Consider the following 15095-nt stretch of genomic DNA (forward strand, 5'->3'; position numbering starts at 1 on the left):
CCACCCGGGCCGGGTCGGTGCGGGTCGCGCGGGCCAGCCGGGGCAGGCGACCCGCCAGCACCGCTCGCTGCACCGTCAGCGGCGCATAGGCCAGCAGTAATCGGCCTGGCCCGGCGTGCAGCGGCCATCGATCCCCAACCATGGCGATCAGCCGCAACGTGGCGGTGCCCCCCTGCATCGCAGCCACCACACACTGCTCGCCCTCCCGCATCGCGAGGTAGACAGGTTCGCCGTGCGATCGAACCAGTTCGGCCATGATGGGGCGTGCGGCGGTTTGTATCGCCCCATCCCGCGCGGCAGCCAATGCGACCGGCAGCCAGCCGGTGCCGAGTTCCCAATGGCCCCGCCGCCCGGCCTGCACGACCAGCCTCCGGGCCTCCAGCGTGCGCAGCAGACGAAAGACGTTCACCCGGGTACAACCGGACACCGCCGCAAGATCGGTGAGGCTGGCGGGTCCTAGTTGAACCATCGCCGCGACCAGGTCTGCCATGCGCTCGACCGCGGCAATGCCATAACCGCTCGCCTCGGCTGGCGGATCCCGCCGTTCCGCATGCCTATCGACCTGGCCCGAAAGACCGCTCCAACTGTAAGAACCAGCATTTGTTATTCTGCGATATCGAGTCGGCAAAAGCGGCGGCTTGTCCTCGCCGGACGGGTGGGGTAACACCCCGCGCTCATGGCCGCGCGGTTGGCGGGCGTGGTGAAATTGGTAGACACGCCAGATTTAGGTTCTGGTGGCGCAAGCCATGGGGGTTCAAGTCCCTCCGCCCGCATCCGCCGTCCATCCGTGGCTGCCGCCATTTGGACATCAGGCTGGATACCCCCAGCCTGGACTTTGAGGAATTCCCGTCCCCATGCAGGTTACCGAGACCCTCTCCGAGGGGTTGAAGCGCGGCTTCACCGTCGTCGTTCCGTCCACCGCCATCGAGGACAAGCGGTCAGCGAAGCTGCTGGAGCTTGGGCGCCAGTTGAAGCTGCCCGGCTTCCGCCCCGGCAAGGTGCCCGACCGCGTCGTGCGCCAGCGCTATGGCACCGCCGTCATGGCCGAAGTGCTGGAGGACAGCGTCAACGAGGCGACCCAGCAAGTGTTGACCGACCGCGGCCTGCGTGCTGCGACCCAGCCGAAGGTTGACGTCAAGAGCCTGCCGGAGCCGACCGACACCGCCAAGGACCTGGAATTCACCGTCGAGGTCGAACTCCTGCCCGAGATCACCCCGCCCGATTTCGCCGCCCTGTCGCTGACCCGGCTGAAAGCCGAGCCCGAAGCCGAGTCGATCGACAAGGCCCTGGCCGACATCGCCGGCCGCCAGCGCACCTTCGAAACCGTCGAGGAGCCCCGCCCCGCCGCCAAAGGCGAAACCCTGATGGTCGACTACAGCGGTAGCGTCGATGGCGAGAAATTTCCCGGCGGCGCCGGCACCGACGTCGACATCGAAGTCGCGGGGCCGAATTTCATCCCCGGCTTCACCGAGCAGCTGGAGGGCATGAGCGCCGGCGAGTCCAAGACGATCGACGTCACCTTCCCCGAGGATTACGGCACCAAGGCCCTGGCCGGAAAGGCCGCCAAGTTCGAAATCGTCGCCAAGACGCTGAAGCTCCCGGTCGTGCCCCCGGTGGACGAGGCGATGGCCGAGCGCCTGGGCTTCGACACGCTGGAGGACCTGAAATCCGCCGTGTCCCGCCAGATGCAGCGCGAGTTCGACCAGATCAGCCGGATGCGCATCAAGCGCGACCTGCTGGATCGCTTGTCCAAGGAAGCTGATTTCCCCGTGCCGCCGAGCATGGTCGATGCCGAGTTCGCGCAGATCTGGGGCCGCGTCGACGCCGACATCAAGGCCGGCCGCCAGGATGACGAGGACAAGGGCAAGGATGAGGAGACGCTGAAGGGCGAATACCGCGCCATTGCCGAGCGCCGGGTCCGCCTGGGCCTGCTGCTGTCCGAAGTGGGCCGCAGCCAGGGCGTGCAGGTCACGGCGGAGGAAATGACCCGCGCCATGCGCGCCGAGGCCGCCAAGTACCAGGGGCAGGAGGCGATGGTGATGGAGTTCTTCCGCAAGACTCCGCAGGCCGCCGAGAACCTCCGCGGCCCGATCTTCGAGGACAAGGTCGTCGACTACATCTTGGACCAGGCTCAGGTCGAAGACCGCACCGTCACCCCCGAGGAACTCGCCAACGAGCCTGACGAGACCCCGGCCGCGGCCTGATCACGCCTCCGAAAACCCTCCCTCGGAAGGGGAGGGGTGCCACGAGGAATGTTGAGACTGGAAGCTGGCCACTGACACTCTATTTACATTGGGTCGGCATCATACGATTTGGTGCATCTCCTGCTGATTGAGGAAGCTAGTCCATGAGGGATCGCCATCCCGTCGAGACGTTCAATTCGCTCGTGCCCATGGTGGTCGAGCAGTCGGCGAGGGGTGAGAGGGCCTTTGATATCTACTCCCGCCTCCTCAAAGAGCGCATCATCTTCCTGACCGGACCGGTCTACGATGAGGTGAGCGCGCTCGTCTGCGCCCAGTTGCTGTTCCTGGAGAGCGAGAATCCAGGCAAGGACATCTCGTTCTACATCAACAGCCCAGGTGGCGTGGTGTCGGCCGGTTTGGCCATTTACGACACCATGCAGTACGTCCGCAGCCCCATCAGCACGGTGTGCATCGGCCAGGCCGCATCGATGGGCAGCCTGCTGCTATGCGCCGGCGCCAAGGACAAGCGGTACGCATTGCCCAACGCCCGCATCATGGTCCACCAGCCCTCCGGCGGTGCCCAGGGGCAGGCGGCGGACATCGAGATCCAGGCCCGCGAGATCCTGGCGCTGCGTCACCGGCTGAACGAGATCTACGTCAAGCACACCGGGCAGCCCATCGACGTGATCGAGCGCAAGTTGGAGCGCGACAGCTTCATGTCGGCCGAGGAGGCCCGCGATTTCGGCCTGGTCGACACCGTCGTGGAAAACCGGCCCCCCGTCGCCGACCCGGCGAAGAGCTGAGGCACGGTTTTTGCCTCCGGTCCCACCAAGTCGAACGGCCTTACAAAAGACGAATCCAGTCACTACCTGGGGCGGCCACGTCATACGACGTGGCATCCCCGGGCTAGTGCGGGATGAGCCGCCCTTGTTTCCCGTTGCAAGCGGGGTTTAAGCTTCCTGTGGTTCCCCGGGCGACCCCGGGGGTGGAGTGTTCATGAGCAAGAGCAGCGATTCCAAGAACACCCTGTACTGCTCCTTCTGCGGCAAGTCGCAGCACGAGGTGCGTAAACTCATCGCAGGGCCGACCGTGTTCATCTGTGATGAGTGCGTCGAACTGTGCATGGATATCATCCGGGAGGAGCACAAGACTCATCTTGTGAAGTCCCGTGATGGGGTGCCTACACCGAAGGAAATCTGCAAGGTCCTGGATGACTATGTCATCGGACAATCATATGCCAAAAAGGTTCTCTCGGTCGCGGTTCATAACCATTACAAGCGGTTAGCGCACGGCGCCAAGAACAACGACATCGAGATCGCGAAGTCCAACATCATGCTGGTCGGGCCCACCGGCTCCGGCAAGACGCTGCTGGCCCAGACCTTGGCCCGCATCTTGGACGTGCCGTTCACCATGGCGGACGCAACCACGCTGACGGAGGCCGGCTACGTGGGTGAGGATGTGGAGAACATCATCCTCAAGCTGCTGCAGGCCGCCGACTACAACGTGGAGCGGGCGCAGCGCGGCATCGTCTACATTGACGAGGTCGACAAGATCAGTCGCAAGTCTGACAACCCGTCGATCACCCGGGATGTCAGTGGTGAGGGCGTGCAGCAGGCCCTGCTCAAGATCATGGAGGGCACTGTTGCCTCTGTGCCGCCGCAGGGCGGGCGCAAGCATCCGCAGCAGGAATTCCTGCAGGTCGACACCACGAACATCCTCTTTATCTGCGGCGGTGCCTTCGCCGGGCTGGAGAAGATCATCGGTGCCCGCGGCAAAGGCAGCGGCATCGGCTACGGCGCCGACGTCCGCTCCCCGGACGAGCGTCGCACCGGCGCGATCCTGCGTGAGGTCGAGCCTGAAGACCTGCTGCGCTTCGGCCTCATCCCGGAATTCATCGGCCGCTTGCCCGTCGTGGCAACGCTCGAGGATTTGGACGAGGCAGCGCTGATCGAGATTCTGACCAAGCCGAAGAACGCCCTGGTCAAGCAATATGGCCGGTTGTTCGAGATGGAGGGCGTGAAGCTCAGCTTTACCGAGGACGCCCTACGCTCGGTTGCCACCCGCGCCATCGCCCGCAAGACCGGCGCCCGTGGTCTGCGCTCGATCATGGAGGCGATCCTGCTAACCACCATGTTCGACCTTCCCGGCCTGGACGGTGTGGAGGAAGTGACGGTGAACCGGGAGGTGGCCGAGAGCCGCGCTAACCCGCTGTTCACCTACGGGAAGGAACGTGCTGAAGGCGCCTAGGCAGGCGCGTCCAGTACGAAGACTGCACGTTTCAAGTCCTTGGCGTGACGATCCCGCCGCCCGATATCGATCGGGTGACGGGTTCTTCACCCTTCGCGGCGGTGGGGCGTGCCATGATGGGCGCCCCGCTCCTGACTGTCCAATAGGAGGTCTGTATGTCGGAATCGGAGAAATCGCGCCCAGCGGCGCGGAGTGAGGCGCTGGCGGTACTCCCGCTGCGCGATATTGTGGTGTTCCCGCACATGATCGTCCCGCTCTTCGTCGGCCGGGAAAAATCCGTGCGTGCGCTAGAGGCTGTGATGAAGGAGGATAAGCAGATCCTCCTGGTCGCGCAGAAGAACGCCGCCCAGGACGACCCTACCTCGGACGACATCTTCCGCATCGGGACCGTGTCCACGATCCTGCAACTGCTGAAGCTGCCGGACGGCACCGTGAAGGTGCTGGTCGAAGGCGGACGCCGGGCCAAGATCACGTCCTTCAAAGAGACGGACACCTATTTCGAGGCCTTTACCGAGGCGATGCCCGACCAGGACTCCGACAAGGCGGAGCTAGAGGCGCTCGGCCGCACGGTGATCAGCCAGTTCGAGCAGTACATCAAGCTCAACAAGAAGATCGCGCCGGAAGTGCTGGTGTCGCTGAACGGTATCGACGAGCCGACCAAGCTGGCCGATACCATCGCCAGCCACCTGAACCTAAAGATCGCCGAGAAACAGGAACTGCTGGAGACCGCCCCCGTGGGTGAGCGGCTGGAGCGGGTCTTCGGCCATATGGAATCCGAGATCGGCGTTCTGCAGGTGGAAAAGCGCATCCGTAACCGCGTCAAGCGGCAGATGGAGAAGACCCAGCGCGAGTATTACCTGAACGAGCAGCTGAAGGCGATCCAGAAGGAACTGGGCGAGGGCGAGGACGGCAAGGACGAGACCGCCGAGCTCGAAGACCGCATCAAGAAGACCAAGTTCACCAAGGAAGCCCGCGAGAAGGCCCTGGCGGAGCTGAAGAAGCTGCGCACCATGAGCCCGATGAGCGCCGAGGCGACGGTCGTGCGCAACTACCTGGATTGGATGCTGTCCATCCCCTGGAAGAAGCGCTCCAAATCACGCACCGATGTCGAGATCGCCAAAAAGGTGCTCGACGACGACCATTACGGCCTGGACAAGGTCAAGGAACGGATCCTGGAATACTTGGCGGTCCAGGGCCGCTCGTCGAAGATCCGCGGACCGATCCTGTGCCTGGTCGGCCCACCCGGCGTCGGCAAGACCTCGCTCGGCAAATCCATCGCCAAGGCCACCAGCCGCAACTTCGTCCGCATGTCCCTCGGCGGCGTTCGCGACGAGGCGGAGGTGCGTGGTCATCGTCGGACCTATATCGGCTCCATGCCCGGCAAAGTCATCCAGGGCATGAAAAAGGCGAAATCGTCCAACCCGCTCTTCCTGCTGGACGAGATCGACAAGCTGGGTGCCGATTGGCGCGGTGATCCGTCCAGCGCCCTGCTGGAGGTCCTGGACCCCGAGCAGAATGCGACCTTCGCCGACCATTACCTGGAGGTGGATTACGACCTGTCGGACGTGATGTTCATCACCACGGCCAACAGCCTGCGCATGCCGCAGCCGCTGCTGGACCGGATGGAGATCATCCGCATCCCCGGCTATACCGAGGACGAGAAGGTCGAGATCGCCAAGCGCCATTTGATCGCCAAGCAGGGCGAGGCCAATGGCCTGAAGCCGGAGGAGTGGTCGATCCACGACGACGCCGTGCATGACCTGATCCGCTACTACACCCGGGAAGCCGGCGTGCGCTCGTTGGAGCGTGAAATCGCCAAGCTCGCCCGCAAGGCGGTGATGGAGATCGTGACCAAGAAGGCGAAGAAGGTCGCGATCACCCGGAAGAACCTCGACAAGTTCGCCGGCGTCCGCGTCTTCCGCTACGGCGAGACCGAGGACGAGGACATGGTCGGTGTCGTGACCGGCCTGGCCTGGACCGAAGTGGGTGGCGAGATCCTGACCATCGAAAGCGTGCTGCTGCCGGGTAAGGGCAACCTGAAATACACCGGCAAGCTGGGCGACGTGATGCAGGAAAGCGTCTCCGCCGCCCTCAGCTATGTGCGCAGCCGCTCGACGAGCTTCGGCATCAAACCGACCCTGTTCGAGAAGCGGGACATCCACGTCCACGTGCCCGAGGGTGCGACCCCGAAGGACGGTCCGTCGGCTGGCGTCGCCATGGCGACCAGCATCGTGAGCGTGCTGACGGGCATCCCCATCCGTCGCGATATCGCCATGACCGGGGAGATCACGTTGCGCGGCCGGGTGCTACCGATCGGCGGGCTGAAGGAAAAGATGCTGGCGGCCCTGCGCTCCGGCATCACCACCGTCTTCATCCCGAAGGACAACGAGAAGGACTTGGCCGACATCCCGGACAGCGTGAAGAAGGGGCTGAAGATCATCCCCGTCGCCCACGTGGATGACGTCATCGCCCGCGCCCTGGCGCGCAAGCCCGAGGCGATCATTTGGGAGGAGCCACCTGAGCCGGTGACCCCACCCGCCGGTGGCGCCATCGCGTCCTTGCCACACTAGTCGATATTTCGCGCCGTGCGGGCCCGGTTGGCAGTGCCAACCGGGCCCGTTTTCTTTTTTTGCCTGTCCGAGTCGCCGTAATCTATTGGCTGCCGAGAACGACATTCCCTAGATTCGACCTATCAGCCGATCTGCGCCACAAACGACGACAATTTCATCGTTGGGGAGAAGCGTCTCGTGAGCACGACTATGAACAAGCTTGAGCTGATCGCGGCCGTGTCCGAGGAGGCTGGCTTGGCCAAAACCGATGCTGCGAAGGCGGTCGAAGCATTATTCTCCGCGATGACGAAGGCGCTGCAGGGCAAGCAGGAGGTTCGCGTGACCGGCTTCGGCAGCTTCGTCGTGGCCGACCGCAAGGCCACCAAGGGCCGCAACCCGCGCACCGGGGAGGAGATCGACATCCCGGCCTCCACCTCCGTCCGCTTCAAGCCCGGCAAGGGCCTCAAGGATGCCGTCAGCTCCTAGGCCTGTTCGCAGTAGGGGCTGGATCGGGAGGCGCTGTCCGGCTATTCCCTGCGACACGGAGGGCGGTTAGCTCAGCGGTAGAGCGTCTCGTTTACACCGAGAGGGTCGGCGGTTCGAAACCGTCACCGCCCACCAGTTTGCGTCGAGAACACGGGTTGACTGCCCACCGTAGCGCCTCTAAACGCTGCGGCCTGCTGCGGGTGTAGCTCAGTTGGTTAGAGCGCCGGCCTGTCACGCCGGAGGTCGCGGGTTCGAGCCCCGTCACTCGCGCCAGCAGCAGATGAGATCGTAACATTCCCTGTTACCCGTTGGCGGAATTGTGGCGGTGGGGCTATGGTGCGGTGCAACCGCGGCTATAGGAAGGGTTCCCACTGATGCAGTCGGTCGACACGCTGCTGCTCAACTACTACCCCATACTGATATTTCTGTTGATCGCCGCAGTCGTTGCCATCGCCATGGTCGGCGGCTCGCGTCTGGTCGCGCCGCACCGCCCCTATCCGGAGAAGCTGTCCGCCTACGAGTGCGGGTTCGAGGCGTTTGACGACGCCCGCCGCCGGTTCGACGTGCGCTTCTACCTGGTCGCGATCCTCTTCATCATTTTCGACCTGGAAGTCGCCTTCCTGTTCCCCTGGGCGGTGGTTCTGGGTGACATCGGCGTGTTCGGCTACCTGTCGATGATGGGCTTCCTTGCCGTATTGACGGTCGGGTTCATCTACGAGTGGAACAAGGGCGCGCTGGAGTGGGAGTGACACTATGAGCGTTACGACAGCACCTGAGACTCTAGCCTGGAACCGCACCGCCTTGGCCCCCGGGCCCGAGCAGGATGCGGTGATCAAGGGCATCACCGGTGAGATGGCGGATAAGGGTTTCGTCGTCGCCAACCTCGACAAGGTGGTGAACTGGGCCCGCACCGGCAGCCTGTGGCCGATGACGTTCGGCCTGGCCTGCTGCGCGGTGGAGATGATCCACGCCTACATGCCACGCTTCGACCTGGACCGGTTCGGTGTCATCCCCCGCGCCAGCCCACGCCAGAGCGACGTGATGATCGTCGCCGGCACGTTGACCAACAAGATGGCCCCCGCCTTGCGCAAGGTGTACGACCAGATGAGCGAACCCCGCTGGGTGATCTCGATGGGCTCCTGCGCCAATGGCGGTGGCTATTACCATTATAGCTACTCCGTCGTGCGCGGCTGCGATCACGTCGTGCCGGTTGACGTGTACGTGCCGGGCTGTCCGCCGACGGCGGAGGCTCTGGTCTACGGGATCATGCAGTTGCAGAAGAAAATCCGCCGCACCGGGACGATCCTGCGTGGCTGACGCACTCGACAGCGCCGTCAGCCCGGTCGAGTCGCTGGCCCATGACGTGGCGCTCATTCCTGGCGTCTCGCACGTGTCCGTCCAGTTGGACGAGTTGGTGGTCCTGACCGACCTTCCGTCGCTGCTCTCCGTGCTGACCACGCTGCGCGACCACGAGAGCTTCGCCTTCGACCAGATGATGGATCTCTGCGGCGTCGACTGGCCGGAGCGTCCGCTGCGCTTTGACGTCGTCTACAACCTACTCTCCGTCGCGCTGAACCACCGGGTTCGCGTCATCGTGCAGACCGACGCCGCCACCCCTGTTCCCTCCATTCATCAGCTATGGCCCTGCGCTACCTGGTGGGAGCGTGAGGCATGGGATCTGTTCGGCATCCTGTTCAGCGGGCAGCCCGATCTGCGCCGCATCCTCACGGATTACGGCTTCGACGGTCACCCACTGCGCAAGGATTTCCCTCTCTCCGGCTTCGTCGAGGTGAAATATGACGAGGAGCAGAAGCGGGTCGTGAACGTCCCCGTCAGCTTGACCCAGGATTTCCGCAGCTTCGACTTCATTTCCCCCTGGGAAGGCATGGTCACGTTGCCCGGCGACGAGAAGGCGCAGGCAATGCGCAAGGCCCAAGCGGCCCCGGCGAAGACAAGTGAGGCGCCGACCACATGAGCACGATCACGGAGTACCCGACCGCCGTGGGCGAGGCCGGCGCCGAACGGCGTGAGTGGCCCGAGACCATGATGCCGAACCGCGATCCCAATCGCACCAAGACGGTCGAGATCGACAGCCACTCGATCAATTTCGGTCCTCAGCACCCGGCGGCCCACGGCGTGCTGCGCCTGATCCTGGAAATGGACGGCGAAGTCGTGGAGCGTGCTGATCCCCATATCGGCCTGCTGCATCGCGGCACCGAGAAGCTGATCGAATACAAGACCTACATGCAGGCGCTGCCGTATTTCGACCGGCTCGATTACGTCTCGCCTATGTGCCAGGAACATACCTTCGCCTTGGCGACCGAGAAGCTGCTCGGCATCACTGCGCCGGAACGCGCGCAGTGGATCCGCACCCTGTTCGCAGAAATCACCCGCGTCCTGAACCATCTGCTGAACATCACGACCTACGCGTTGGACGTCGGCGCGCTCACCCCGTCGCTCTGGGGCTTCGAGGAGCGTGAGAAGCTGATGGAGTTCCACGAGGCTGCGTCCGGCGCTCGTCTCCATGCGAACTACTTCCGGCCCGGCGGCGTCGCAAAGGATCTGCCAGCAGGCCTGGAAGAGAAGATCGCCGCCTGGGCCGAGACCTTCCCGAAATTTATCGATGACGTGGCGACGCTGCTGACGGGCAACCGTATCTGGAAGCAGCGCACCGTCGATATCGGCATCATGTCGCCCGAAATGGCACTTGCCTGGGGCTTTAGCGGCCCCAGCCTGCGCGCCTCCGGCGTCCCGTGGGACCTGCGTCGCTCGCAGCCCTACGACAAATATGCCGAGGTCGATTTCCAGGTCGCCGTCACGCGAAACGGCGACTGTTACGACCGCTACATCGTCCGTATGGAAGAAATGCGGGAGAGCGTGAAGATCATCAAGCAGTGCCTGGCCAAGATGAAGCCCGGCCCGGTGAAGGTGCAGGACCGCAAATTCACCCCGCCGAAACGGGCCGAGATGAAGCGCTCGATGGAGGCGCTGATCCATCACTTCAAGCTTTATACCGAGGGCTATCACGTCCCCGCCGGCGCGACCTACACCGCGACGGAGAGCCCGAAGGGTGAGTTCGGTGTGTATCTGGTATCGGACGGCACCAACCGTCCGTATCGCTGCAAGATCCGGGCGACCGGGTTCAGCCACTTGCAGGCAGTGGAAGTAATGTCGCGCCGGCACATGCTGGCGGACGCGGTGGCGATCATCGGCTCGATCGACATCGTCTTTGGTGAGGTGGATCGCTAAATGGCTGAGAACGTTGGGGATGGCTCGACCGGCGAGAACCCGCAGGTAGACCAGCCGACCCATTTCGAGTTCGACGAGCAGAGCCGCGTCGCAATCGATGCCCATTGCGCGAAATACCCGCCGGGCCGTCAGGCCAGCGCCGTCATCGCCTCGCTGTATGAGGTGCAGAAGCAAATGGGTCGCCAGACCGGCGGCGCATGGGTGCCGCGCGTCGCCATGGACAAGGTGGCCGAACGCCTGGGAATGGCCCCGATCCGCGTCTACGAAGTCGCAACCTTCTACCTGATGTTCAACACCACCCCGATGGGCCGTTACCACCTGCAGATCTGCGTCACCACGCCCTGCTGGCTGCGTGGCTCCGACCAGGTGGAGGCGGCTTGCCGCAAGGTGACCGGCATCAAGGGCTGGCACGAAACCAGCGCCGACGGCATGTTCACCATGAGCGAGGTGGAATGCCTCGGCGCCTGCGTAAACGCCCCCGTGCTGCAGGTCGACGATGATTTCTACGAGGACATGGACGGCCCGGCGGTCGAGGCTTTGCTGGCGGCCCTGGCCCGTGGCGAGCGGCCGAAGCCCGGCAGCATGATCGGCCGCCAGACCTCCGCCCCTGAGGGCGGCCCTACCACGCTGCTGACGGTCACGGAGTAGCCAACGGTGCTCGACGATAAGGACCGGATTTTCACCAACCTCTACGGCATCCATGATTGGGGCATCGAGGGCGCGCGCAAACGTGGAGATTGGGACGGCACCGCCGCCATCCTGGCCCGTGGGCGGGATGCGCTGGTCGATGAGATGAAGGCGTCTGGCCTCCGCGGCCGCGGCGGGGCAGGGTTCCCGACCGGCATGAAGTGGTCCTTCATGCCCAAGACCTCGGACGGACGCCCCAGCTACCTGGTGATCAACGCGGACGAGTCGGAACCCGGCACGTGCAAAGACCGCGACATCATGCGCCACGACCCGCACAAATTGGTCGAAGGCGCGCTGCTCGCCTCCTTCGCCATGGGCGCCCACGCCTCCTACATCTACATCCGCGGTGAGTTCTATAACGAGGCGCTGAACCTCCAGGCCGCGATCGACCAGGCCTACGAGGCCGGATTGATCGGCAAGAATGCCTGCGGCTCCGGCTGGGATTTCGACCTTTATCTCCACCGCGGCGCCGGCGCCTACATCTGCGGCGAGGAAACCGCGCTGCTGGAATCGCTGGAGGGCAAGAAGGGCATGCCTCGGCTGAAGCCGCCCTTCCCAGCGGCAGTCGGCCTGTATGGCTGCCCCACCACGGTCAACAATGTCGAGTCGATCGCCGTCGTGCCAACCATCCTGCGTCGCGGCGCCGCCTGGTTCAGCGCGCTCGGCCGGCCGAAGAACGCGGGCACGAAGCTGTTCTGCATCTCCGGCCATGTGAACAAGCCCTGCAACGTCGAAGAAGAACTCGGCATTCCCCTGCGGGAGCTGATCGACACCTATTGCGGCGGCGTGCGCGGCGGCTGGGACAATCTGCTGGCCGTCATCCCCGGCGGCTCCTCCGTCCCCCTCCTGCCGAAATCGATCTGCGACACGGTGCTGATGGATTTCGACAGCCTGCGCGATGTCAAGTCCGGCTTGGGCACCGCCGCGGTCATCGTCATGGACAAGTCCACCGACCTCATCGCCGCCATCGCCAAGCTGGCGCATTTCTACAAGCACGAGAGCTGCGGCCAGTGCACCCCCTGCCGCGAGGGCACCGGATGGATGATGCGGGTGATGAACCGCATGGTGCAGGGCCGCGCCGAACTGTCCGAGATCGACACGCTCGAACAGGTGACCAAGCAGATCGAGGGTCACACCATCTGCGCCTTGGGCGACGCCGCCGCCTGGCCGATCCAGGGCCTGATCCGGCATTTCCGCCCGGTGATGGAGGACCGCATTGCCGCCTACAAGCGCGGCCGATCCCCAGCGATGGCGATCGCGGCGGAATGACGAAGCGGCCGGCCGCCCACGCAGCCCTCTCCCCGCCGGAGAGGGCATGACCACTCTGTCCAACACCGCCGACAGCATCACCGCCAGCGATGCCGATCTGCGCGGCAGCCGGTTCACGGACGTGAACCTGTCCGGCGTGACATTCTATCGCGCGGACATGACGAAGGCCGCGCTATCCGACGTGACCATGGCGAAAGCCGTGTTTCACGCCACCAATCTGGACGGCGCCCGGTTTGAAGACGCCTCCCTCGCAGGCGCCACGCTGGTGGACGCGAATTTGTCCGGGCTCACCATCAACGACTGCAACATCGCCGGGCTGCGGATCGACGGGGTCGATATCGCCGCACTTCTGGCGGCCAACGGGAAGAGCTGACCCATGGCTAAAGTCACTGTCGACGGGCGCGAGATCGAGGTCGCGAACGGCTCCTCCGTGCTGCAGGCCTGCGAGGCCGCAGGTGTCGAGATCCCGCGCTTTTGCTACCACGATCGCCTTTCGGTCGCGGGCAATTGCCGCATGTGCCTGGTGGAAGTGGAGAAGGCGCCGAAGCCGATCGCCTCCTGCTCCTACCCGATCGCCGAGGGCATGGTGATCAAAACCGACACCCCAATGGTCCGCAATGGCCGCCGCGGCGTGATGGAATTCCTGCTGATCAACCACCCGCTGGACTGCCCGATCTGCGACCAGGGCGGTGAGTGCGACTTGCAGGACCAGGCCTTCTCCTACGGCCAGGACCATTCCCGCTACGAAGAGAACAAGCGGGCGGTGAAGGACAAGTACCTCGGCCCGTTGGTCAAGACGATCATGACGCGCTGCATCCAGTGCACGCGCTGTATCCGCTTCGCGACCGAGATCGCCGGTGTCCCCGAGTTGGGTGCGACCGCGCGTGGCGAGAACATGGAAGTCACCACCTACGTCGAAAAGGCGCTGACCTCCGAGCTGTCGGGTAACCTGATCGACATCTGCCCAGTCGGCGCGCTCACCTCGAAGCCCTACGCCTTCGTCGCCCGCCCGTGGGAACTGCGCAAAACCGACAGCATCGACGTGCTGGATGCGGTCGGTAGCGCCATCCGCGTCGACGCCCGCGGCTCCGAAGTCCTCCGCATCCTGCCGCGCATGAATGATGACGTGAACGAAGAGTGGCTGGGCGACAAGTCCCGCTTCTCCTTCGACGGCCTCAAACGCCGCCGCCTGGACAAGCCCTGGGTCCGCATCGACGGCAAGCTGCGCCCGGCCACGTGGCTGGAGGCGTTCGACGCCGTCTCCACCAAGCTGAAGGGCATGCCCGGCGACAAGATCGGCGCCATTGCCGGCGACCTCTGCGATGCCGAGAGCATGCTGGCGCTGAAGGACCTCATGGCCGGGTTGGGCTCGGCCAACCTCGATTGCCGCCAGGACGGCGCCCGCATCGACGCCAGCCGCCGCGACTTCTATGTCTTCAACAGCAGCATCGCCGGAATCGAGGAAGCGGACGCGTTGCTGATCATCGGCAGCAACCCGCGGCGCGAGGCTCCGGTGCTGAACGCCCGCATCCGCAAGCGCCAGTTGGCTGCGCCGTTCCCCATCGGCGTCATCGGCGCCCACGCCGAACTCACCTACATGGCGGAATGGCTGGGTGACGGCCCGTCTACCATCGCCTCCCTACCGGAGGCCTTCGCCAAGGTGCTTGCCGACGCCAAGCGCCCAATGATCATCGTCGGGCAGGGCGCACTTGCCCGGCCGGACGGCATGGCGGTTCTGGCCGCGGCGTGGAAACTGGCCAGCAGCATCGGCGCGCTCACGGCGGAGTGGCACGGCTTCAACGTGCTGCACACCGCCGCGGCCCGCGTCGGCGCCCTCGATCTCGGCTTCCTGCCAGGCCCGGGTGCCAAGACGCTGGACGCCATGATGGGCGGCGGGGTGGACTTGCTGTGGCTGCTGGGTGCCGATGAGTTCGACACTACCCGCATCGGCGCCGACACCTTCGTCGTCTACCAGGGCCACCACGGCGATGCCGGCGCCGCCCGCGCCGATGTGATCCTCCCCGGCAGCACCTACGTCGAAAAGCCGGGCACCTACGTGAACACCGAAGGCCGCGTGCAGCGCACCGGCAAGGCCGTGTTCGCCCCCGGTGAGGCGAGGGAGGATTGGGCGATCCTGCGCGCCTTCTCCGCCGCCATCGATAAGCCCTTGCCCTATGACGACCTCGACGCATTGCGGGCCCGGCTGGAGCAGGTGAACCCGGTGTTCGGCCGCCTCGGCTTCCTGCCCCGCTTCGGCGCCAACGACCTGACCGCCCCCGGCGGTGACCCGGCAACCGTCAGCGCCACCGCCTTCGTCCCGGCCATCGCCGACTATTACCAAACCAACCCGATCAGCCGGGCCAGCGCCGTCATGGCCGAGTGCACGCAGACCTACGCGCCCACCCCGGCGCTGGCGGCGGAGTAA

Annotated in this window: 14 protein-coding genes and 3 tRNA genes; 16 read left to right on the forward strand and 1 reads right to left on the reverse strand. The window is 64.6% G+C overall.

The genetic code is table 11. From position 1 onward, the window contains the following. A partial coding sequence (locus GSQ76_RS27960; RefSeq protein ID WP_158747332.1) for an IclR family transcriptional regulator occupies window positions 1–490 on the reverse strand: 490 nt, incomplete at its 3' end. A 201-nt stretch (window positions 491–691) separates the two neighbouring features. Between GSQ76_RS27960 and GSQ76_RS27965 the strand changes: the two genes are divergently transcribed. From GSQ76_RS27965 to nuoG, 16 genes are all read left to right on the forward strand, one after another. Then, window positions 692–773: transfer RNA gene (locus tag GSQ76_RS27965), tRNA-Leu, on the forward strand. Between the two features lie 81 nt (window positions 774–854). Next, window positions 855–2204 carry a trigger factor gene (tig, locus tag GSQ76_RS27970; protein ID WP_158747333.1) on the forward strand — a complete coding sequence of 450 codons (1350 nt, stop codon included), beginning with the start codon at window positions 855–857 and terminating at the stop codon, window positions 2202–2204. A gap of 143 nt (window positions 2205–2347) precedes the next feature. After that, complete coding sequence (locus tag GSQ76_RS27975; RefSeq protein ID WP_158747334.1) at window positions 2348–2986, forward strand: ATP-dependent Clp protease proteolytic subunit; 639 nt, start codon at window positions 2348–2350, stop codon at window positions 2984–2986. Between the two features lie 193 nt (window positions 2987–3179). After that, complete coding sequence (gene clpX, locus GSQ76_RS27980; RefSeq protein ID WP_158747335.1) at window positions 3180–4430, forward strand: ATP-dependent Clp protease ATP-binding subunit ClpX; 1251 nt, start codon at window positions 3180–3182, stop codon at window positions 4428–4430. 155 nt (window positions 4431–4585) lie between these two features. Further along, a complete protein-coding gene (lon, locus tag GSQ76_RS27985; protein ID WP_158747336.1) occupies window positions 4586–7000 on the forward strand; it encodes an endopeptidase La in 2415 nt (804 codons plus the stop codon). A gap of 177 nt (window positions 7001–7177) precedes the next feature. After that, window positions 7178–7465, forward strand: a complete 288-nt coding sequence (locus tag GSQ76_RS27990; RefSeq protein WP_272482694.1) for an HU family DNA-binding protein — start codon at window positions 7178–7180, stop codon at window positions 7463–7465. A 60-nt stretch (window positions 7466–7525) separates the two neighbouring features. Continuing rightward, a tRNA-Val gene (locus tag GSQ76_RS27995) sits at window positions 7526–7600 on the forward strand. A 61-nt stretch (window positions 7601–7661) separates the two neighbouring features. Further along, window positions 7662–7738 (forward strand) — tRNA-Asp (locus GSQ76_RS28000). Between the two features lie 101 nt (window positions 7739–7839). Then, window positions 7840–8214, forward strand: coding sequence for an NADH-quinone oxidoreductase subunit A (locus GSQ76_RS28005; protein WP_158747338.1), 375 nt, complete (start codon window positions 7840–7842; stop codon window positions 8212–8214). 4 nt (window positions 8215–8218) lie between these two features. After that, window positions 8219–8782: an NADH-quinone oxidoreductase subunit B family protein gene (locus GSQ76_RS28010; protein ID WP_158747339.1), complete on the forward strand. Its 564-nt coding sequence runs from the start codon at window positions 8219–8221 to the stop codon at window positions 8780–8782. A 34-nt stretch (window positions 8783–8816) separates the two neighbouring features. Then, the gene (locus tag GSQ76_RS28015; RefSeq protein ID WP_158747429.1) at window positions 8817–9440 is read left to right on the forward strand and encodes an NADH-quinone oxidoreductase subunit C; all 624 of its coding nucleotides are present in this window, start codon (window positions 8817–8819) and stop codon (window positions 9438–9440) included. Window positions 9441–9508: 68 nt separating this feature from the next. Beyond that, window positions 9509–10714 (forward strand): NADH-quinone oxidoreductase subunit D, encoded by a 1206-nt coding sequence (locus tag GSQ76_RS28020; protein WP_158747430.1) that lies wholly within the window; start codon window positions 9509–9511, stop codon window positions 10712–10714. Continuing rightward, window positions 10715–11362: an NAD(P)H-dependent oxidoreductase subunit E gene (locus tag GSQ76_RS28025; protein WP_158747340.1), complete on the forward strand. Its 648-nt coding sequence runs from the start codon at window positions 10715–10717 to the stop codon at window positions 11360–11362. It abuts the gene before it with no gap. Between the two features lie 6 nt (window positions 11363–11368). Further along, window positions 11369–12670: an NADH-quinone oxidoreductase subunit NuoF gene (gene nuoF, locus GSQ76_RS28030; RefSeq protein ID WP_158747341.1), complete on the forward strand. Its 1302-nt coding sequence runs from the start codon at window positions 11369–11371 to the stop codon at window positions 12668–12670. A 46-nt stretch (window positions 12671–12716) separates the two neighbouring features. Next, on the forward strand, window positions 12717–13043 hold the full coding sequence (locus tag GSQ76_RS28035; protein WP_158747342.1) for a pentapeptide repeat-containing protein: 327 nt from the start codon (window positions 12717–12719) through the stop codon (window positions 13041–13043). Window positions 13044–13046: 3 nt separating this feature from the next. Beyond that, the gene (gene nuoG, locus GSQ76_RS28040; RefSeq protein ID WP_158747343.1) at window positions 13047–15095 is read left to right on the forward strand and encodes an NADH-quinone oxidoreductase subunit NuoG; all 2049 of its coding nucleotides are present in this window, start codon (window positions 13047–13049) and stop codon (window positions 15093–15095) included.

This window comes from Acidisphaera sp. L21, from assembly GCF_009765685.1.
Taxonomy (GTDB): domain Bacteria; phylum Pseudomonadota; class Alphaproteobacteria; order Acetobacterales; family Acetobacteraceae; genus LMUY01.

Excerpts from the sequence above, each read along its gene's own strand:
- tig (WP_158747333.1), top strand. The coding sequence starts at position 855 with ATGCAGGTTACCGAGACCCTCTCCGAGGGGTTGAAGCGCGGCTTCACC.
- GSQ76_RS27975 (WP_158747334.1), top strand. The coding sequence starts at position 2,348 with ATGAGGGATCGCCATCCCGTCGAGACGTTCAATTCGCTCGTGCCCATG.
- clpX (WP_158747335.1), top strand. The coding sequence starts at position 3,180 with ATGAGCAAGAGCAGCGATTCCAAGAACACCCTGTACTGCTCCTTCTGC.
- lon (WP_158747336.1), top strand. The coding sequence starts at position 4,586 with ATGTCGGAATCGGAGAAATCGCGCCCAGCGGCGCGGAGTGAGGCGCTG.
- GSQ76_RS28005 (WP_158747338.1), top strand. The coding sequence starts at position 7,840 with ATGCAGTCGGTCGACACGCTGCTGCTCAACTACTACCCCATACTGATA.
- GSQ76_RS28010 (WP_158747339.1), top strand. The coding sequence starts at position 8,219 with ATGAGCGTTACGACAGCACCTGAGACTCTAGCCTGGAACCGCACCGCC.
- GSQ76_RS28020 (WP_158747430.1), top strand. The coding sequence starts at position 9,509 with ATGATGCCGAACCGCGATCCCAATCGCACCAAGACGGTCGAGATCGAC.
- GSQ76_RS28025 (WP_158747340.1), top strand. The coding sequence starts at position 10,715 with ATGGCTGAGAACGTTGGGGATGGCTCGACCGGCGAGAACCCGCAGGTA.
- GSQ76_RS28035 (WP_158747342.1), top strand. The coding sequence starts at position 12,717 with ATGACCACTCTGTCCAACACCGCCGACAGCATCACCGCCAGCGATGCC.
- nuoG (WP_158747343.1), top strand. The coding sequence starts at position 13,047 with ATGGCTAAAGTCACTGTCGACGGGCGCGAGATCGAGGTCGCGAACGGC.